18 protein-coding genes, 1 tRNA gene and 1 riboswitch are annotated in these 18,517 nt (G+C 64.2%); of the genes, 12 read left to right on the top strand and 7 right to left on the bottom strand.

Annotation, left to right across the window (positions count from 1 at the left end):
- Positions 1–71: 71 nt before the first annotated feature.
- Together FNL56_RS02885 and FNL56_RS02880 are read left to right on the top strand one after the other, a co-directional pair.
- Entirely contained in the window at positions 72–545 is a 474-nt protein-coding gene (locus FNL56_RS02885; RefSeq protein WP_143571511.1) for a TerB family tellurite resistance protein, read from the top strand.
- 118 nt (positions 546–663) lie between these two features.
- Positions 664–1,443 carry an SDR family NAD(P)-dependent oxidoreductase gene (locus FNL56_RS02880; RefSeq protein ID WP_143571510.1) on the top strand — a complete coding sequence of 260 codons (780 nt, stop codon included), beginning with the start codon at positions 664–666 and terminating at the stop codon, positions 1,441–1,443.
- Positions 1,444–1,562: 119 nt separating this feature from the next.
- On the opposite strand, the gene FNL56_RS02875 is transcribed toward FNL56_RS02880, so the two are convergent.
- A tRNA-Ala gene (locus FNL56_RS02875) sits at positions 1,563–1,638 on the bottom strand.
- A 193-nt stretch (positions 1,639–1,831) separates the two neighbouring features.
- Here FNL56_RS02875 and FNL56_RS02870 point away from each other — a divergent pair.
- From FNL56_RS02870 to folD, 3 genes are read left to right on the top strand one after another with little or no spacing between them, the layout of a single operon-like run.
- Positions 1,832–2,122 (top strand): YggT family protein, encoded by a 291-nt coding sequence (locus FNL56_RS02870; protein WP_143571509.1) that lies wholly within the window; start codon positions 1,832–1,834, stop codon positions 2,120–2,122.
- Positions 2,123–2,129: 7 nt separating this feature from the next.
- Positions 2,130–2,477 carry a DUF167 domain-containing protein gene (locus FNL56_RS02865; protein ID WP_143571508.1) on the top strand — a complete coding sequence of 116 codons (348 nt, stop codon included), beginning with the start codon at positions 2,130–2,132 and terminating at the stop codon, positions 2,475–2,477.
- Entirely contained in the window at positions 2,474–3,358 is an 885-nt protein-coding gene (folD, locus tag FNL56_RS02860) for a bifunctional methylenetetrahydrofolate dehydrogenase/methenyltetrahydrofolate cyclohydrolase FolD (RefSeq protein ID WP_143571507.1), read from the top strand. Before FNL56_RS02865 ends, folD begins: the two co-directional genes overlap by 4 nt.
- Before the next feature lie 121 nt (positions 3,359–3,479).
- On the opposite strand, the gene ppa is transcribed toward folD, so the two are convergent.
- Entirely contained in the window at positions 3,480–4,016 is a 537-nt protein-coding gene (ppa, locus tag FNL56_RS02855) for an inorganic diphosphatase (RefSeq protein ID WP_143571506.1), read from the bottom strand.
- Positions 4,017–4,119: 103 nt separating this feature from the next.
- The gene (locus FNL56_RS02850) at positions 4,120–4,629 is read right to left on the bottom strand and encodes a GNAT family N-acetyltransferase (protein WP_143571505.1); all 510 of its coding nucleotides are present in this window, start codon (positions 4,627–4,629) and stop codon (positions 4,120–4,122) included.
- A 335-nt stretch (positions 4,630–4,964) separates the two neighbouring features.
- Here FNL56_RS02850 and FNL56_RS02845 point away from each other — a divergent pair, with 335 nt between their 5' ends.
- Positions 4,965–5,372, top strand: a complete 408-nt coding sequence (locus FNL56_RS02845; protein ID WP_246660839.1) for a thiol-disulfide oxidoreductase DCC family protein — start codon at positions 4,965–4,967, stop codon at positions 5,370–5,372.
- Positions 5,373–5,379: 7 nt separating this feature from the next.
- Here FNL56_RS02845 and FNL56_RS02840 read toward each other — a convergent pair whose 3' ends face one another.
- Positions 5,380–6,633 carry a flavin monoamine oxidase family protein gene (locus FNL56_RS02840; protein ID WP_143577454.1) on the bottom strand — a complete coding sequence of 418 codons (1,254 nt, stop codon included), beginning with the start codon at positions 6,631–6,633 and terminating at the stop codon, positions 5,380–5,382.
- A gap of 141 nt (positions 6,634–6,774) precedes the next feature.
- Here FNL56_RS02840 and maiA point away from each other — a divergent pair, with 141 nt between their 5' ends.
- Positions 6,775–7,437, top strand: coding sequence for a maleylacetoacetate isomerase (maiA, locus tag FNL56_RS02835; RefSeq protein WP_143571502.1), 663 nt, complete (start codon positions 6,775–6,777; stop codon positions 7,435–7,437).
- A 197-nt stretch (positions 7,438–7,634) separates the two neighbouring features.
- On the opposite strand, the gene typA is transcribed toward maiA, so the two are convergent.
- Both typA and FNL56_RS02825 read right to left on the bottom strand, forming a co-directional pair.
- Positions 7,635–9,458 carry a translational GTPase TypA gene (gene typA / locus FNL56_RS02830; RefSeq protein WP_143571501.1) on the bottom strand — a complete coding sequence of 608 codons (1,824 nt, stop codon included), beginning with the start codon at positions 9,456–9,458 and terminating at the stop codon, positions 7,635–7,637.
- Positions 9,459–9,686: 228 nt separating this feature from the next.
- Complete coding sequence (locus FNL56_RS02825) at positions 9,687–11,240, bottom strand: alkaline phosphatase D family protein (RefSeq protein ID WP_143577453.1); 1,554 nt, start codon at positions 11,238–11,240, stop codon at positions 9,687–9,689.
- A 181-nt stretch (positions 11,241–11,421) separates the two neighbouring features.
- Positions 11,422–11,630, top strand: a riboswitch (cobalamin riboswitch).
- 31 nt (positions 11,631–11,661) lie between these two features.
- On the opposite strand from FNL56_RS02825, the gene FNL56_RS02820 reads away from it, so the two are divergent.
- Together FNL56_RS02820 and FNL56_RS02815 are read left to right on the top strand one after the other, a co-directional pair.
- Complete coding sequence (locus FNL56_RS02820) at positions 11,662–14,007, top strand: TonB-dependent receptor (RefSeq protein WP_365947503.1); 2,346 nt, start codon at positions 11,662–11,664, stop codon at positions 14,005–14,007.
- 1 nt (position 14,008) lies between these two features.
- Positions 14,009–15,457 carry a PepSY domain-containing protein gene (locus FNL56_RS02815; RefSeq protein WP_143571498.1) on the top strand — a complete coding sequence of 483 codons (1,449 nt, stop codon included), beginning with the start codon at positions 14,009–14,011 and terminating at the stop codon, positions 15,455–15,457.
- A 127-nt stretch (positions 15,458–15,584) separates the two neighbouring features.
- Here FNL56_RS02815 and FNL56_RS02810 read toward each other — a convergent pair whose 3' ends face one another.
- The gene (locus tag FNL56_RS02810; RefSeq protein WP_246661054.1) at positions 15,585–16,913 is read right to left on the bottom strand and encodes a TAXI family TRAP transporter solute-binding subunit; all 1,329 of its coding nucleotides are present in this window, start codon (positions 16,911–16,913) and stop codon (positions 15,585–15,587) included.
- Between the two features lie 294 nt (positions 16,914–17,207).
- Here FNL56_RS02810 and FNL56_RS02805 point away from each other — a divergent pair, with 294 nt between their 5' ends.
- From FNL56_RS02805 to FNL56_RS02795, 3 genes are all read left to right on the top strand, one after another.
- Complete coding sequence (locus FNL56_RS02805; RefSeq protein WP_143571496.1) at positions 17,208–17,513, top strand: 4a-hydroxytetrahydrobiopterin dehydratase; 306 nt, start codon at positions 17,208–17,210, stop codon at positions 17,511–17,513.
- Between the two features lie 86 nt (positions 17,514–17,599).
- Positions 17,600–17,980 (top strand): YkvA family protein, encoded by a 381-nt coding sequence (locus FNL56_RS02800; RefSeq protein ID WP_143577450.1) that lies wholly within the window; start codon positions 17,600–17,602, stop codon positions 17,978–17,980.
- Between the two features lie 104 nt (positions 17,981–18,084).
- Entirely contained in the window at positions 18,085–18,480 is a 396-nt protein-coding gene (locus FNL56_RS02795; RefSeq protein ID WP_143571494.1) for a host attachment family protein, read from the top strand.
- Positions 18,481–18,517: the final 37 nt, after the last annotated feature.

Here is an 18,517-nt window from a genome sequence, read left to right as displayed (position 1 = left end):
TCGGGAACCCGGGTGGCACGCTTACGTTCCTTACCCACGCTCCGACCGGGGCTATTCGACGGGGAATTTAGATGCTCGAAAAATTGCGTGACTTCATTGCCGAGGTCGTATCGCCGGGCTCGCAGACCCAGGAGTTTGATGATACCGGCTACCGGCTCGCTGCCACGGCCTTGATGATTCATGTGATTTCCCTGGACGGCGAACCCTCCGCGGTCGAGAAGGCCAAGTTGCACAGCCTGATCGAAACCCGGTTCGGGCTTGATCCCGGCACGGCCGACAGGCTGATCGCTGCTGCGACTCTGGTCGAGGGCGAGGCCGTCGATCTCTATCACTTCACCAGCGTGATCATGCGCGCGGTGGATGAACCCGGTCGGATCCGCATCATCGAGATGATGTGGGAGCTGGTGTTCGCCGACGGCCGGGTGTCGGAATTCGAGGAGAATGTGGTGTGGCGCGCCGCCGACCTGCTCGGCGTATCGTCGCACGACCGCATCGAGCTGAAGCGCCGCAGCGCCGGCGGCGCCGCGTTGGACGTGACGGCCTGACGCTCGGTCGGTACCTTGGTGCGCCTTCGCACTTGCGGTTGTTCCGTATCCCTATATTAAAAGAGGATCGTTCATTTCGAGACCCTGCCTGTGATCGTTTTCGCAAGAGCATCGCATTGTGACTGAGCGCGTGGCGTTGATCACCGGAGCCTCGTCGGGCATTGGCACCGAACTGGCCCGAGTGTTCGCGTCACATCGTCATAGGCTGGCATTGGTTGCCCGCCGCGCCGACCGACTGCAGGCGCTGGCCGACGAAATTGTCGCCCGGGGCGGCACGGCCCCGCTCCTGATTACCTGCGATCTCGAAGCGCACGATGCCGGCGACCAGATCGCCGCCGCCCTGACGCAGGCAGGGGTCGAGGTCGAGTATATCGTCAACGATGCCGGCTTCGGCATGTTCGGCCTCGCCACCGAGATGGACCGCACGCAGCAACTCGGCATGGTGGACGTCAATGTCCGGGTGCTGACCGACCTGTCGCTGCGATTTGCCGATAGCATCATCCGCAACAAGGGCGGCATCCTCAACGTCGCCTCGATCGCCAGCTTCATGCCGGGTCCGGGGATGGCGGTGTATTACGCCAGCAAGGCCTATGTGCTGCATTTCACCGAAGCGCTGCATCAGGAGCTCGGCTCCAAGGGCGTCCGCGTCACCGCGCTGTGCCCGGGGCCGGTCCCGTCCGAATTTCAGAAGCGCGCCGGTTTCGAGCCGGGGCTGGATTCGGCCATCCTCAATGTTTCGGCGGCCGACGTCGCCGAGGCCGGTTATCGCGGGCTGATGGCGGGCAAGCGCGTCGTGTTGCCGGGCCTCGGCATTAAGATGGTGCCGTTCCTGCTGCGGTTCTTTCCGCGGGGATTTGTGGCGGGGGCGGTGGCGAGATTGCAGTTGCGGAGGGCGTGAGGCGATTGAGCCGAGGTCCGCCTGCGCCCTTCGGGCTACGGCGCGACATCCTTCGCTTGCTTCGCTTTCGATGGGACTGAGTGGCTTGCCGAGCCGGAGCTTGCGAAGCAAGCGAAGGATGGTGGAGCCAGGCGGGATCGAACCGCCGACCTCGTCATTGCGAACGACGCGCTCTCCCAGCTGAGCTATGGCCCCGATGCGGACCGGCTGCGCACCGCGCGGTCTGCAATCGGCGCCATTTACAATCCCTGTTAACGGCAAGTCAAGAACGACCGCAATCGCCCGTTGTCATGGCGCTTTTGCCGCCCGGTTCCCTTGTTTGCAGGGGGCCGAGACGATATTTACCGGACAGTCGAATCCACGACCAACCCCGCGAGTCCTCCCCATCATGCGTGCCGTTCTCGATATCGTGCTGATCGTTCTCGATCTCTACGTCTGGCTGCTGATTGCCTCGGCGATCCTGTCCTGGCTGATCGCCTTCAACGTGGTGAACACCCGCAACCAGTTCGTTTCGGCGATCGCCGAATTCCTGTTTCGCATCACCGAGCCGGTGCTGGGTCCGATCCGCCGGGCGCTGCCGAGCCTCGGCGGCCTCGACATTTCGCCCATCGTGCTGATCCTGATCATCATGTTCCTGCAGCGGGTCATCACCTATTATATCTACCCGAACGTGATCTGACCTCGCCATGGCTGATCCCTGGCGCTACTCGGCCGACGGGATCAGCATCGCCTTGCGCGTGACGCCACGCGGCGGCCGCGACGACATCGACGGCATCGAGACGCTGTCCGACGGCCGCCCGGTAGTGAAAGTGCGGGTCCGCGCCATCGCCGAGGGCGGCGAGGCCAACCGCGCCGTCACCGACCTGCTCGCAAAGGTTCTCGGCGTGCGAAAACGCGACGTCCGGGTGCTTTCCGGCACCACCTCGCGGCAGAAGCAGGTCGCCGTAGACGGCGATCCCCGGAAACTCGGCGAATTGCTGCGCAGCATTACCGCAGCAAAGCCTGCAAAATCCAGCGAACAGGACCCGACATGACCGCCCGCATCATCGATGGAAAGATCATTGCCGCTGAACTGCGCGAGCGCGTCGCCGGCGAAGTCGCGCGGGTCAAGCGCGACCACGGCCTGACGCCGGGCCTCGCGGTGGTGCTGGTCGGCGCCGACCCGGCCTCCGAGGTCTATGTCCGCAGCAAGCACAAGCAGACCCAGGCCGCCGGCATGGCGTCATTCGAGCACCGGCTGCCGGCCGACGTGAAGCAGGCCGACCTGCTAGCGCTTGTGGCCAAACTCAACGCCGATCCCACCGTGCACGGCATCCTGGTACAGTTGCCGCTGCCCAAGGGGCTCGACACCGACGCCGTGGTCAACGGCATCGATCCCTCCAAGGACGTCGACGGGCTGCATCCCAACAATGCCGGGCGGCTGGCCGGCGGGCTGCCGGCGCTGTCGCCCTGCACGCCGCTCGGCTGCATCATCCTGACCAAGAGCGTGCATCCCTCGCTGGAAGGCATGAATGCCATCGTGATCGGCCGCTCCAATCTGGTCGGCCGGCCGCTGGTGCAATTGCTGTTGAACGAGAACGCCACCGTGACCATCGCGCATTCGCGCTCGCGCGATCTGGCGAAGCTCTGCGCGCAGGCCGATCTGGTCTATGCCGCGGTCGGCCGGCCGGAAATGGTGCGCGGCGACTGGATCAAACCGGGCGCCACCGTGATCGATGTCGGCATCAACCGGCTGCCCGGCGAAGACGGCAAGACGCGGCTGGTCGGCGATGTCGCTTATGCGGAGGCGCTGGAAGTGGCCGGCGCGATCACGCCGGTGCCGGGCGGCGTCGGCCAGATGACGGTGGCCTGCCTCCTGGTCAACACGCTGCGCGCCGCCTGCGCGATCCACGGGCTGGCCAAGCCGGCGGTTTGAGCGTAGCCCGGATGAAACCGTCACGCCGCTTCAGCGGCGGGACGATCCAATCCGGGGATAGCGGACAGGCCGGCCCCGGATTGCCATCCGGGCTACCGACCGCGCTTTCGAAGAGTGAAACCTACTTCTTCGCGGCCTTGGCTCGCTCCATGCCTTCGAGGATCAGGCGGTGGGCGTCGGCAGCATCGCCCCAGCGCACCACCTTGACCCACTTGCCGGGCTCGAGATCCTTGTAGTGCTCGAAGAAGTGCTGGATCTGCTGCAGGGTGATTTCCGGCAGGTCGCTGTAATTCTGCACCTTGTCGTAGCGCTGGGTGAGCTTCGAGGTCGGCACGGCGATGATCTTCTCATCCTGACCACCTTCGTCTTCCATCAGCAGCACGCCGACCGGACGGCAGGCCATCACGGCGCCGGGCACGATGGCGCGGGTGTTGGCGACCAGCACGTCGCACGGGTCGCCGTCGCCGGAGAGGGTGTGCGGAATGAAGCCGTAATTGCCCGGGTAACGCATCGGCGTGTAGAGGAAGCGATCGACGAACAGCGCGCCGGATTCCTTGTCCATCTCATATTTGATCGGCTCGCCGCCGACCTGGACTTCGATCACAACATTTACTTCGTGCGGCGCCTTGGCGCCGGTCGGGATTGCGTCAAGGCGCATCGGAAACTCCGGATCTGGAAACAATGATTGCGACAGGCGTAGCCCGCCACGCGGCCGGATTCAACGCCCGCAAAGGGCTGAATGGCCGAATAGATTTAATGGCTTAATTGGTCCAGGCGAAGGCGACCTTGTCGAGCGACTTGGCCCCGAAACGCTCCGAGGAGCGCGCCACCATGCGCCCGCCGAGGGCGCGGTAGAATTCGGTAGCGCCTTCATTGTCGGACAGGGCCCAGATCACCATGCTCTTCAGCCCGCTCTGCGCCAGATCGCGCTTGGCGGAGGTGAACAGCCGGCGGCCGAAGCCCAGGCCCTGGAATTCCGGACGCAGATAGATCTCGTAGATCTCGCCCTCGAACTGCAGGCTGCGGGCGCGGTTGCGGCCGTAATTGGCGTAGCCGGCGACCTTGTCGCCGAAGCACAGCACGCTGACGCGGCTGCCCTTACGGATCGCCGAATCCCACCATTGCGGACCGCGGCGGTTGATAAGCTTTTCCAGCTCGGCACCGGGGATCAGTCCCTGATAGGCCGAACGCCAGGCTTCATCATGCGTGGACGCCACCGCGGAGGCATCCGCAGCTTTGGCCGGTCGAACCTCGATCAGGGTTGTGCTCATGAGCCAATCAAAGCAAGTCAGCGCGCCGTGTTCAAGCTGTATCGTTAATTATAGGTTACCGTGTGGATTTCACGCATCAGTGTGCAATGCGAATGTTTCAAAAAAATACACTCCGGGTCCCAGCCGGGCGCTCGGGACAGTTCCGGCGGGCCGATGTGTCCAATTGCGAAACGGGCCATCGCCATGTCAGCGAATCAGACCGCGGCGGCGCAGGTGATTCGCGGTCGTGCGGCGCGCCAATTTCGTCCTGCGGACGGATGGCTTAACATCGGAATTCGGACGACCGCTGAGCACCGGTACGCCCGGCTACAGATGCAAATGCGATGGGACCGACCGTGACCGAGCCATGGCCTGACGACGACGTGATCCTGTATGACGGCGTGTGCCTGTTCTGCTCGCACTGGATCCGCTTCATTGCGGCCCGCGACCATGGCCATTTCCGTTTTACCGCGATCCAGTCCGACTACGGTGCCCGCCTCGCCCGCCATGTCGGCATCGATCCGGCCAACCCCGACACCAACGCCGTGATCCATGGCGGCATTGCGCATGTGAAATCCGACGACGCGCTGACCGCGCTGTCGCTGCTGCCGGGCTGGCGCTGGGTGCGGGTGTTGCTCTCGCTGCCGAAGGCGCTGCGTGATCCCGTCTACAATCTGTTCGCGAAAAACCGCTACCGGATTTTTGGGCGAAGCGATGTGTGCATGATGCCGGATGCAGCATTGCGGGCGCGGGTGATCGGGTAGTGCGCAACTACACTTCGCGCGTTACCAGAGTAGCCATGATTTCCCTCGCCGCCCGCTCGCCGGAATCCCTGGCGCCATGCGCGGTCGAGAAGAAGTTCGCCGACGTCGCTTCGCCTGCGAAGAACAGCCGGCCATCCACCGGGGCGGCGAGGATGGCGCGGGCGCCGGCGTGGCCGGGGCGTGCTGCCGAATAGGCGCCTTGCGCGAACGGATCATGCGCCCAGCGCGATTCGGCGAGCGGCGACAGGCGCGTGCGAAAATCCGAACCGAGCAGCGCCACGACTTCATCGATGGCCTGTGCCGACAGCGCGCCGGGCCCGGCGTCTTCCAGCTCGCGCGCAAACGTGCCGCCATAGAAGCCTTCGATCGTGGGCGTGCCGAACGGCCGGATCTGGAAACTGCCGACGCGCGCGCTGACCGTCGGCCCGCGCAGGCCTGAATCGCCCGGCAGCGCGTCGGCGCCAGCAAGCGCCAGCAACACCTTGTTGTTGGTGCCGAGCGGCAGGCCGCGCGCGGCATCGACCTTCGCCGGCAGCGGCGGATCGAAGCGGATGGTTTCATCGGCCAGCAGATTGGTCGGCACGGTGACGATCACCCGGCCGGCGTTGAGCGTGCCCTTCGATGTCTCGATCCGGATGCGCGGGCCGGCATGATCGATCACACGGACCTGCGTAACCAGCGACACCGGACACGGCGCGCCGTAGGCGGCGATCAGCGCGCCGTAGCCCGCCTGCACCCGCCAATTGACCTCGGTATCCTCATAGGCGTCCATGTCGTGCAGCGACACATCGTCGAGTTCGAAACCGTTGATGTAGGTGCTGACGGCGTCGATCATCGGATTCCAGCGGTTGCCTGGTTCGAGGCAGCTAGCGGCGGGGCCGTCCGTGTCGTTTTCCGCGGCAGTTTCGGCGCGGTCGTAGAACGCATCCATCGCACGGAAAAAATCGATCCGGTCGGCCGTGGGAAAGGTGCTGTCGTAGCTCTGCTCGCGCCACGGCGCGCGGGCCTTGTTGATCGCGAAGCCGAGCTGTTGCGAAATACCGACAAACGAGTTGCGGTCGGCGGAATGCAGCCAGCCGCAGCCCATGTCGAACGGGATGCCGGGCGCAGCCATCACGGTATGCGCGCGGCCGCAGATGCGGTCGCGGGCTTCCAGGACGATCACCGACAGGCCGGAGCCCTGCAGCGCCCGCGCCGCGCCAAGCCCCGCGGCGCCGGCGCCGACGATGGCGACATCTATCTCGGAAGGCATGCGGGTCATGGCCGTGGTTCAAATCCCGGATTGCTGCGCGTTGCCTATTGGTCGGTCACGCGTGATTGTATCGACAGCTGGATATCGGCTTGCTTGGATTATTCAAGCGGCGGAATCCGACATCCAAGCCAAGCCAAAGGGAAACGTTCCATGTCTGACACACCCGACTATGCGCTCTACGGGTTCTGGCGCACGTCAGCGACCTATCGGGTCCGCGTCGCGCTCAACCTCAAGGGGTTGACGGCGCGCGAGCACGACATCAACCTCGATACCGGCGAGCAGCTCAGCCCGGAGTTTCTGAACATCAATCCGATGGGTGCGATCCCGGCGCTGGTCGAGACCGGCTATCCGCCGCTGACGGAATCGCTGGCAATCCTCGAATTCCTCGACGACACCCACCCCACCCCGCCTCTGCTGCCGGCCGATCCGCACGGCCGCGCGCGCGTACGCGCGATCGCCCAGATGCTGGCGGTCGATACCCATCCGCTGATCGTGCCGCGCGTGCGCAAATATCTGGCGGGGGTCGGCGGCTTCGACGACGCCGCGGTCAAGGCCTGGATGACGCACTGGTTCGCCACCGGCCTCGCGGCAGTAGAGAAGCGGCTGTCGTCCGAGCCCGGGACCGGCACGTTCTGCCACGGCGACGCGGTGACGATGGCCGATATCTGCCTTGGCAGCATTACCGTGCTGGCACGGGTCAACAAGCTCGTGCTGCCGCCAACGCCGACGATCGACGCCATCATGGCACGCTGCGAGGCGACGGAGGCATTCGCCAAGGCGGACCCGCTGAAGCAGGCGGGCGCGCCGGTTTAGGTTGTCATTCCGGGGCGCGAGGGCGTAGCCCGAGCTAACCCGGAATCTGGAGATGTTCAGCGCAAAACATGTCGGGATTCCGGGGCGCGGTCGGCTGGCGCCGTCCGCGCCCGGAATGACAAGGGCGGAGGCACAACAAACAAGAATGCCCGGCGTGAGCCGGGCATTCTTTAAAGCGCAGCAAAAGCAGCGTGGCGTTACGCCACCACTTCCTTCGACTTTTCAGCGCGCTTGCGGTCGGAAGCGTCGAGGAACTTCTTGCGCAGGCGGATCGACTTCGGCGTGATCTCGACGAGTTCGTCACCCTCGATGTAGGCCAGCGCCTTTTCCAGCGTCATGCGGATCGGCGGGGTCAGGCGAACCGCTTCGTCCTTCGACGTGGTGCGGATGTTCGACAGCTGCTTGCCCTTGAGAACGTTGAGTTCGAGATCGTTCTCGCGGGTGTGCTCGCCGATGATCATGCCCTTGTAGACCTTCACGCCGGGCTCGATCATCATCGGGCCGCGATCTTCCAGCTTGAACATCGCGTAGGCCACGGCCTCGCCGGCATCGTTCGAGATCAGCACGCCGTTGCGACGACCGGCGATCTCGCCCTTGTAGGGCAGGTAGGCATGGAACAGGCGGTTCATGATCGCCGTGCCCTTGGTGTCGGTCATCAGGTCGCCCTGATAGCCGATCAGGCCGCGGGTCGGCGCGTGGAACACCAGTCGCAGGCGGTTGCCGCCGGACGGGCGCATCTCGATCATCTCGGCCTTGCGTTCGCTCATCTTCTGCACGACGACGCCGGAGAATTCCTCATCGACGTCGATGACGACTTCTTCGACCGGCTCGAGGGTCTGGCCGTTCTCGTCCTTGGTCAGCACGACGCGCGGACGCGACACCGAGAGCTCGAAGCCCTCGCGGCGCATGTTCTCGATCAGGATCGCGAGCTGCAATTCGCCGCGGCCCGACACTTCCATCGCGTCGCGGTCGGCGGTTTCGACAACCTTGAGCGCGACGTTGCCTTCGGCTTCGCGCAGCAGGCGGTCACGGATCAGGCGGCTGGTGACCTTTGTACCTTCGGTGCCGGCCAGCGGCGAGTTGTTGACGATGAAGGACATCGACACGGTCGGCGGATCGATCGCCTGGGCCTGGATCGGGGTATCCACCGAGGGGTCACAGAACGTATCAGCCACGGTGCCCGTGGGCAGGCCGGCGATGGCGACGATGTCACCGGCTTCCGCCAGTTCCACCGGCTGTCGCTCGAGGCCGCGGAACGCCAGGATCTTCGTGATACGGCCGGTTTCCACGGTCTTGCCGTCGCGCGACAGCACCTTGACCGTCTGGTTCGGACGCACCGAGCCGGACGAGATGCGGCCGGTGATGATGCGGCCGAGATAGGGGTTGGCCTCGAGGATCGTGCCGAGCATGCGGAACGGGCCTTCTTCCACCACCGGCGGCGGAACGTGCTTGATGACGAGATCGAACAGCGGCTTCATGCCGACGTCATGCGAGGCGTCCGGGCTGTCGGCCATCCAGCCGTTGCGACCGGACCCGTACAGGATCGGGAAGTCGAGCTGGTCGTCGGTGGCATCGAGTGCGGCGAACAGGTCGAACACTTCGTTCACGACTTCGGTGATGCGCGCGTCCGAGCGATCGACCTTGTTGATCGCGACGATCGGGCGAAGGCCGAGCTTGAGCGCCTTGCCGACCACGAACTTGGTCTGCGGCATCGGGCCTTCCGCGGCGTCGACGAGCACGATCACACCGTCGACCATCGACAGGATGCGCTCGACTTCGCCGCCGAAATCGGCATGGCCCGGGGTGTCGACGATATTGATCTGGACATCTTCCCAATGCACCGAAGTGCACTTGGCGAGAATGGTGATGCCGCGCTCTTTTTCGATGTCGTTCGAATCCATCGCGCGCTCAACCTGGCGCTGGTTGTCGCGGTAGGTGCCGGACTGCTGCAGCAGCTTGTCCACCAGCGTCGTCTTGCCGTGGTCAACGTGGGCGATGATAGCAATGTTGCGAAGGTTCATAGGTCTTCTTCTGGTTTTACGGTCTGGGTGCCCGGAGCGGTTCAACAAGACAAGTTCGACAAACGGCTTCAAGCCTCACGCTCCCGCGTCGTCGGTTCTGCCTCGTCTGAAAACGCGCTGGGGCAATCCCTCCAAAAGCAAACCCGGCCAGAAGGGGCCGGGTACTCGGACGCGTTGCGGCGCAATATAGTCAGAACGCGCCGGAAAACAAGCAAATCCACTGTTCCGTTACGTGATTTTCGGGTCCAGAACGGTCGCCCACAGCGCCGTATCGTCCCGATCACGCAGAGTCACGGTCATTTGGCCGGTTTGGCCGTCGATTTTGACGTGTCCGAAGAACTGCATCCCGGCCGAGGGCGGCAGGTTCTGCTGGCCCGGACCCGGCGCCTTCACGAATTTCACCTCCGGACCGAAGGTATTGTCCATTGCGCCGGGCCCGAAAGTACCGGCGTGGAACGGGCCGGAAACGAACTGCCAGAACGGCTCGAAATCCTGGAACTGGGCCTTCTCGGGGCTGTAGTAGTGGGCTGCGGTGTAGTGCACGTCGGCCGTAAGCCACACCGTGTTGACGATCCCTGCCGTCTTGATGAAGCGCAGGATGTCGGCGATCTCCAGTTCGCGGCCGCGCGCCGGGCCGTCGCCCTGCGCGATTGCCTCGGAGCCGGTGTGATTCACCGCATCGTTCTCGACGATGATGCCGATCGGCATGTCGGAGGCGATCACTTTCCACGTCGCCTTCGAGGCCAGCAAGGCGCGCTTCAGCCAGGCCATCTGCTCCGGTCCGATGAAATACGCATCCGGCCCATAGCTGTCCTGCAGGTTCGGGCCGTTGGGACCGCGATAGCTGCGCTCGTCGAGCATGAAGACGTCGAGTTGCGGGCCATAGTTCAGCGTGCGGTAGACCCGGCCGGGCTCGGTCGGGTTTGCGCGGATCGGATACATCTCGTGAAAGGCGCGGGCGCCACGCGCGGCGAGCAGCGAGATGTCGCGGACCTTGTAAGAATCCGACAATTGCTTCGACAGCGACCAGTTGTTGGTGACCTCGTGATCGTCCCACTGGCCGAACACCGGGACCGCCGCGTTGAAAGCGCGGACATGCTCATCGAGCAGATTGTATTTGTGCGCGGCACGGAATTCATCAAGCGTTTCGGCGACCTTGGCTTTTTCCGGAACGGTCGTGGTGTTGTTCCAGACCTTGCCATCGCGCAGTTTGGTCTCTGCGGTGATGACGCCGTCGGCATAGATGGTATCGCCGGAATGGATCAGGAAATCCGGGCTATGCTTGCGCATGGTAGCGAAGGTTCTCATGCCGCCGTCCTCGGCATTGATGCCAAAGCCCTGACCTGCCACGTCGCCGCCCCAGACGAAAGAAACGTCGCGCATGTCGGCCGGCGCGGTACGGAAGCGGCCAATGACGGGCTCGCCGACGATGTCGGTGTGCGACAGGTCGCGGAAGTTGACGCGGTAGAAAATGTCCTGCCCGGCCGGCAGATTGTCGAGCAGTAGTTTTGCGGCGAAGTCGCTTTCCGGCAGAGCCGCGATCGGCGGCAGCGCGCGAACGTTCTTGAAGGACTCCGTGGTGGAGACCTCGACCATCATCTGCGCGGCGCGGTCGGCGCGCGACCAGATCATGCCGCTATCCATTCCGATGTCGCCGGACTGCACACCATGCGACACGATCGGCCGATCGGCGGCGCGGCTGAGATAGGGCATCGCGACCAGCGATGCGCCGGTTGCCGCGGCGGTGGAGAGAAAGCGGCGGCGCGAAAGGCGAATGGTCATGCCGAACTCCTGACGCAAGGCTCTGATGAGAACGGCTCTAGGGAAGTTGATTGACGTGGCTGTGACAGGGGGCCGAGCTGCGGTCGCCGGAGTTTGCATGGCGTTGCGGCAACGCCGGCCGGCAATCGCGTTCGCTGGGCAGTGCTGCCCGCCAAGCGCGTTGACTCGTATCGATCGCTCACCCTATCGTGATCGAGACGGTTCCCCTCGGGGATCAAAAGGGAATGCGGTGAGGGCGGAGTTCTTCGGACCGAGTCCCGATTCCGCGGCTGCCCCCGCAACTGTAAGCGGCGAGCCTTTCGCCATCAGCCACTGGACCTCGCGGTCTGGGAAGGCGGTGACAGGCATTGACCCGCGAGCCAGGAGACCTGCCGCCAGTCGTGGTCACACGCGAAGCGCATTGGGCGGGGTGTCCTGGTGGGTGTCGAGCCGTATTTCCCTGGAAGTATGGATCGACCTCGTTCGCGGTGACGTGCCACGTAACCGCGAGTCGATCATGATCTCCGCCCGTTCTGCATCCAGTCGATGCCATCCTTTCCTGTATTCCGTCGCGTTTTCCTGCCTGCTGGTGCCTGCCGCGGGCTGGGCGCAAAGCTCTCCTCCGACCCAATCGCTCGATCCCGTCGTGGTGCAATCGCCCGCCGCCGCCGCAAAACGTCGCGCCGCCACCGGCACCCCCGTCCGCGCCACGCGATCGCGGTCCAACCGTTCGGCGGCGACAAACGCCGCGCCCGTCGAGGCGCCGCGCGGGCCGGCCGGCTTCGCCGCGCCGACACTGAACCTCACCGGCACGACCTCGACCGGCAGCCGGCTCAATTTGACGCGGCTGCAGACCCCGGCCAGCGTCGAGATCATTACTTCCGAGACCTTGGCCGAACGCGGCCAGCAGAACCTGCTCGACGCGGTCACGCAGAACGCCACCGGCATCACGGCGATCGGAGAGCCCGGCAATGGCGGCGTCGCCTTCAGCAGCCGCGGCTTCACCGGCGTCGATTCGGTGAAGACGCTGTATGACGGCACGCGTCTTTATGTCGGATCGGGCACCGTCACCTTCCCGTTCGATACCTGGTCGGCCGAGCATATCGAGGTGCTGCGCGGCCCGGCATCGGTGATGTATGGCGAGGGCGCGATCGGCGGCGCCATCAACGTGATCTCCAAGATGCCGTCGTGGATCCCGCGCAACCAGGCCGAAATCTCGTTCGACAGCAATTTGACGCGCCGCATCGCGGTGGACTCGGGCGGCCCGATCAACAAGGACGTCGCCTACCGCCTTACAGCCACCGGCAACATGTCGGACGGCTGGGTCGACCGCGACAACAATTCGAATGTCGCCATCCACGCGGCGGTACAGATCAAGCAGACCGAGGACATCGTCTGGACGCTCTCCACGGATTACGGCGATCGCAACCCGTCGCGCTATTTCGGCACGCCGTTGATCAATGGCCAGTTCGACGAACGCCTGCGCTTCAAGAACTACAATGTTGGCGACAGCACCATCCGCTTCCAGGACAGCTGGAATCAGGTCAAGACCGAATGGCAGGTCGCCGACGGCGTCTCGATCCGCAACACGCTGTATTATCTGTACAGCAAGCGGCACTGGAAGGAGGCCGAGATCTATACGCACAATCCGGCGACCGGCCTGATCGATCGCGGTGACTATCTCGAGATTTTCCACGATCAGCAACAGATCGGCGACCGCATGGACGCGAGCTTCAAGGGCCATGTGCTCGGCATGGCGAACGAGTTCGTCGCCGGCTTCGACGTCAACCGCATCGAGTTCAAGCACACCAACAATTCGCCCTACGGCGGCTCGTCGTCGGTCAATCCGTTTAGTTTCGACCCCGGCGTGTTTGTCAGCCCGGATCCGACCACGCCGGGCTTCTCCAGCGTCGCCACGCAATATGCCTTCTTCGCCGAGAACCGGCTGGCCGTGACCGAGCAGCTCTCGCTGATCGCAGGCGTCCGGCAGGACCAGCCGAGCGTCGAGCGCACCGATCTGCGCAACCCCGCCAACAGCTACAACAAAGACTATTCCGCGACCTCGTGGCGCGCCGGCGCCGTGTTCACGCCGGTCAGGGATCTCGCCTTCTACGGCCAGTATTCCACCGCGACCGATCCGATCGGCGGACTGCTCACCGCCAGCAATGCCAATTCGAAATTCGAACTGGCCACCGGCAAGCAGGCCGAGATCGGCGTCAAGCAATCGTTCTGGGGCGGCCGCGGCGAGTGGACGCTGGCGGTCTATGAGATCGTCAAAAACAATTTGCTGACGCGCGATCTCAACAATCCCGGCCTCGTAGTGCAGGTCGGCCAGCAGTCGTCACGCGGCATCGAGGCCTCGCTCGGCCTTGCGCTCGACCACGGCTGGCGGATCGACGCTAATACCGCATTCCTGAAAGCGAAATACGATAACTTCCTGCAGCCGGGCAACGGCGGCACGGTAAATTATGCCGGCAACGTGCCGGTCAACGTGCCGCAGAACGTCTCCAACGTCTGGCTGGGCTGGGCCTTCGCGCCGGACTGGTTCGCCAATGCCGGCGTGCAGATCGTAGGCAAGACCTTTGCGGACAACGCCAACACGCTGGAGATGCCGGCCTACACGCTGGTCAATGCCGGCCTGCAATGGAAGCCCGACGTCAACACCACGGTGTCGCTGCGGGTCTACAATCTGTTCGACAAGATCTACGCGACGTCGAGCTACAGCGACAACCAGTGGATCCTCGGCATGCCGCGCACCGCCCGGCTCGCCGTCAACGTGAAGTTCTAGGGTGCGGCGCGCGGTCACGCGAAAACTGCGGCGGTGGCTGTATATCGGCCACCGCTGGATCGGCATCGTCACCTGCCTGCTGTTTGCGATGTGGTTCGCCTCCGGTGTGGTGATGATGTATGTCGCATTTCCCGGCCTCTCCGATCAGGAGAGGCTGGCGGCGCTGCCGGAAATCGAGTGGTCGAAGGTTGCGCTGTCGCCCGACCAGGCCATGGCGGCGGCCGGCGCGACGCGATATCCCCGTGACCTGCGGCTCACCATGCTTGCCGCCGTGCCGGTGTATCGGCTGACGGGCTGGGACGACAAGCGGCTGACGATTTCCGCCGTCGATGGCCGCGTGATCGACGGCATTACAGAGAACCAGGCGCTGGCGGTTGCGCGCCACTATCCCGGCGCAGCCGACGTGCGCCTGATCGAAATGGTCGATCGCGACCAGTGGAGCGTCACCGCGCGCTACGATGCGCTGCGGCCGCTGTACCAGATCGCGCTGAATGATGCCGCCGGCACAAGGCTCTACGTGTCGTCGCGTTCCGGCGAGGTCGTGCTCGATACCACCGCGACCGAGCGGGTCTGGAACTGGCTGGGCTCGATCCCGCACTGGATCTATCCGACTGTGCTGCGCCGGGACGGCGCGTTGTGGCGTCAGGTGATTTTGTGGGTCTCCGGCATCTGCCTGGTGGTGGCGGTGAGCGGCATCTGGATCGGCATTTTGCGGGTGCGGCTGCGGCTGCGCTACCATGGCGGCGCCATCACGCCCTACAGCGGTTGGATGGCCTGGCACCACGTCACCGGGTTTTTCGCCGGCATCTTTGTGCTGACGTGGATGTTCTCCGGCTGGCTGTCGGTCAATCCCGGCGCGTGGTTCACGGCGCGCGGTCCGTCGCCGCAGATGCTGCAGCTTTATGCGGGGCATGATGCGCCGACGATTGCGGCCGTCTCGCCGGCAACGCCTTCGATGGCGGCGGTCGAGGCGCGCTACGTCTGGGTTGGCGGCACGCCCTTGACGTTGCTGGCGGATCGGCGTGGCGCGCAGAGCGTCCGGGACCCCGTCAGCGGCGCCGCTGCGCCATTGACCGACGCCCGCCTGTTCACTGCTGCGCGCGCGTTGCTGCCGGAGGTGGCGATGCCGATGCAAGCGCGGCTGACGCAGTACGATTCATACTGGTACGCGCATCACGACACCCGGATATTGCCGGTGCTGCGCGCGGGCTTCGACGACGAAGCGCAGAGCTGGTTTCACATCGATCCCGTGACCGGCGACATTCTCGGCCGCAGCGATAGCAACCGGCGCTCCTACCGCTGGCTGTTCGATGCGCCACACCGGTTCGATTTTCCGTGGCTGCTGGCGCATCGGCCGGCCTGGGACATCGTGGTGTGGCTGCTGTCGCTGCTGGGGATGACGATCTCGGTCAGCGGCGTCGTGATCGGCTGGCGGTATTTGAAGAAGTGAAAAATTGTCATTCCGGGGCGTGTACGGCGACAGCCGGACGCGAACCCGGAATCCCAGATTGTTCATCGTCCCATGTCGGGATTCCGGGTTCGCTCGCGCTGGTGCGCTCGCGCCCCGGAATGACAGGTCAGGCCACCTGAACCCGGTTCAGCCGCGCCGGCTCGGGCGGCACCATGTCGATCAGCGCCTTGCGATCGGCGACCGCATTGTGGAACTGCTCGAGCGCGATGTTGAAAGCGGTCAGCGTGCCCTCCTCGATCGCGCCATATTCGTAGCAGTTCAGCGTATCGCGCAGGATCTGGTCGGCCTCGGTCTGCATGCGGTCGAGGTCTTCCAGCGAATTGCTCTTGCGCGCCACCGCCAGCATGTCGAGCAGGCGATCGCGCTGCGAGGTGTTGGCGTTGCGTTCGTCGCGCCGCATGAAGCTGGCAAACCAGGCGCCGGCCGAACCCATCGCGGAAAGCCCCATCAGGCTCCACCAGATGTAATCGCTGTAGCGATCGAGAAAGGTCTTTTCCTCGCCATCGACATAGGCCGCCGCGCCGGGATGCACCGGGATCACGGCGTCCTTGTCGGTATCCGGCGTCTCGATCTTCGCCGCCAGCGGAAAGTCGGCGATCAACTGCTGGCGGATGGAAAACAACTGCCGGGTGAACACCGACACCACGGCATCGGTCAGGCCCTGCCGCGCCACGATGTGGTGTGAGAAACTGATCGTCTTGATTTCATCGTCGGGCCGCGCCGGCGAGCCGCCGAATACGCCGGCGGGAATTTCCGACGCCTCATACACCGGAAAGTTCTGTGCGATCGCCGCGGCCGCATCGATGGCCAGGAAGGTCGGCGCGCCGTCGCGCGACGAGGCGGCGATGGCGTCCGAGGTGATCTTGCTGTTGACCGGGCCTGCCGCGAGGAAGGCATCGACCTTCTGGTCCTTGACGGCTTCCGCCACCTCGGTGGTCGAGAACTGTACCGTCTGCACCTTCTCGGGCTCGATGCCGTATTGCCGCAGCACCATGTTGAGCAGGTTGATATTGGCAGGCGTCCTGCCGATCACGCCGATCTTGCGGCCGGACAGTTGCGCGATCTTGGTGATCTTCGGCGCACCCTTCTTTCCCTTCGCCACGGCCGGCACCCACAGCACGGCAACGTTCTTGCGCAAGGTGGCGACCGCGCGGGCGTTCTTCGGTACTTCCAGATCGCCGCGAATGATGGCGAGATCGGCCTGACCGTCCGCCAGCGCCTTGGCGCTCGCGGTGGCGCCGTCGGTGAACATTGGCCGCAGCCGCACCTTGGAGTGATCGCGCGAGAAAGCCTGCACCAGCGCCTGCACGACCTTGACGTCATCGCTGTTGGTCGGCCCCACCGCGATGCGCAGCGGCACCGGCTTCATGGCAAAGTAATAGGAGCTTGCGACGGCCGCTACGATGGCGAGCATACCGGCGATCACGACCAGCATCATCTTGCGGCGCCGGTTGGTGCGCGGCGACGGCGGGGCTTCCGGCCCGATCACTTCGGGACCGTCCACGATCGATCTGGAAAACAATCGTTTCAGGCTCAAGGTCATCCCACCGTGCGGTTCAGTCGCCGTGTAACAAAGTTCCATCGTCCCCGGTCGGTTCCGTGGGCGGCATGGTGACCGTGCAGCTAGGTCTACAGGGTGAATGTTCCCTGCGCCGGCATTGCTGCCTTATTGTGGCATGGATCCGAACGATGTCATCGGATGTTGGGTTCTGGTAACAGGAGAGTGAGCATGGCTGAGAAACTGACGGCAACGGCCCGGGCGAATGCGCTTCAGGAACTGAGTGGCTGGAGCGAGGTCACCGGCCGCGACGCCATTGCGAAGACCTTCGTCTTCAAGGACTTCAACGAGGCCTTCGGCTTCATGGCGCGCGTTGCTCTGGTCGCGGAGAAGCACGACCACCATCCGGAATGGCGCAATGTTTACAAGACGGTGGAGGTGGTGTTGACGACCCACGACGCCAGCGGCGTGACGGCGCTGGATGTCGATCTGGCCCGGGCGATGAACAGCATCGCAGCCCCGTTCGGCGCGAAGTAACTCTGCCGGCGCTTGCAGCGGCGGGACAACATCACCAAATTGAACACGGACCGCCGCGCAGCGCGGCACTTCTTCTGAGGAAGCCGATGCCATTCGACCATAGCGTGGGTTTCGAGCCTGCCGACCGGCTGGCGGAGGACCAGGAAAGCGTTCGCCGCCGGTTCTGGCACAAATTGAAGCGTTTGGCGGTGAAGCTGCCATTCGTCGAGGATTTGCTGGCAGCGTATTATTGTGCCTTCGACCGGCAGACGCCGCGCCATGTCCAGGCGGCATTACTCGGCGCCATCGCCTATTTTGTCCTGCCGTTCGACTTCGTGCCTGACATGTTGCCGATCCTCGGCTTCGGCGACGACGCCGCGATTCTTGCGACCGCTTTGCGCATGGTCGCAACGCACATCACCCCCGAGCACCGCGAAGCGGCGCGGGCGGCGATGGAACGTGGCCTCGACAAGGGCGACGTGGCCTGATTGCCGCAGCCGCAGACCGGAACTTCGGGGGCTCCGATTTATTGGTGCTGTGAGCCGTACGGGTGAACTCGCCCCGGCACTCCATCGCATCACAGGAAATCCCCATGATCCTTCCCACGGATACTTATGTTGCCGTAGCCGACGGCGAAAAGCTCAACCTGTTCCGCAACACCGGCACCGAGACCGAGATGAAGCTGACCGCAGCTTCGGATCAGGATGTCGAGGTGGTTGCGGGCATGGGCGCAGGCAGCAGCGCCGGCAATCCGGAGGAGAGCCGCGTCGAGGAAGCCGGCTTCGCGACCGGTATCGTCGACATGCTGAACAAGCGCGTGCTGGCAGGCAAATTCAGCAAGATCGTCATCATCGCCGCGCCCAAGACGCTCGGCGAGATGCGCAAGCACTATCACAAGAAGCTTGAAGAAGCCCTGGTCGGCGAGATCGCCAAGGATCTGACGGGCCATTCGATCGCGGATATCGAAAAGTCGATCCACGCCTCGTAAGACACTTCGGAACGAACGGCCTCTCAGCCGTCATTGC

The organism is Tardiphaga sp. vice304 (assembly GCF_007018905.1).
Taxonomy (GTDB): domain Bacteria; phylum Pseudomonadota; class Alphaproteobacteria; order Rhizobiales; family Xanthobacteraceae; genus Tardiphaga.
Note: the sequence above shows the minus strand (reverse complement) of the source record. Positions and strands in the feature narration are given on the sequence as shown.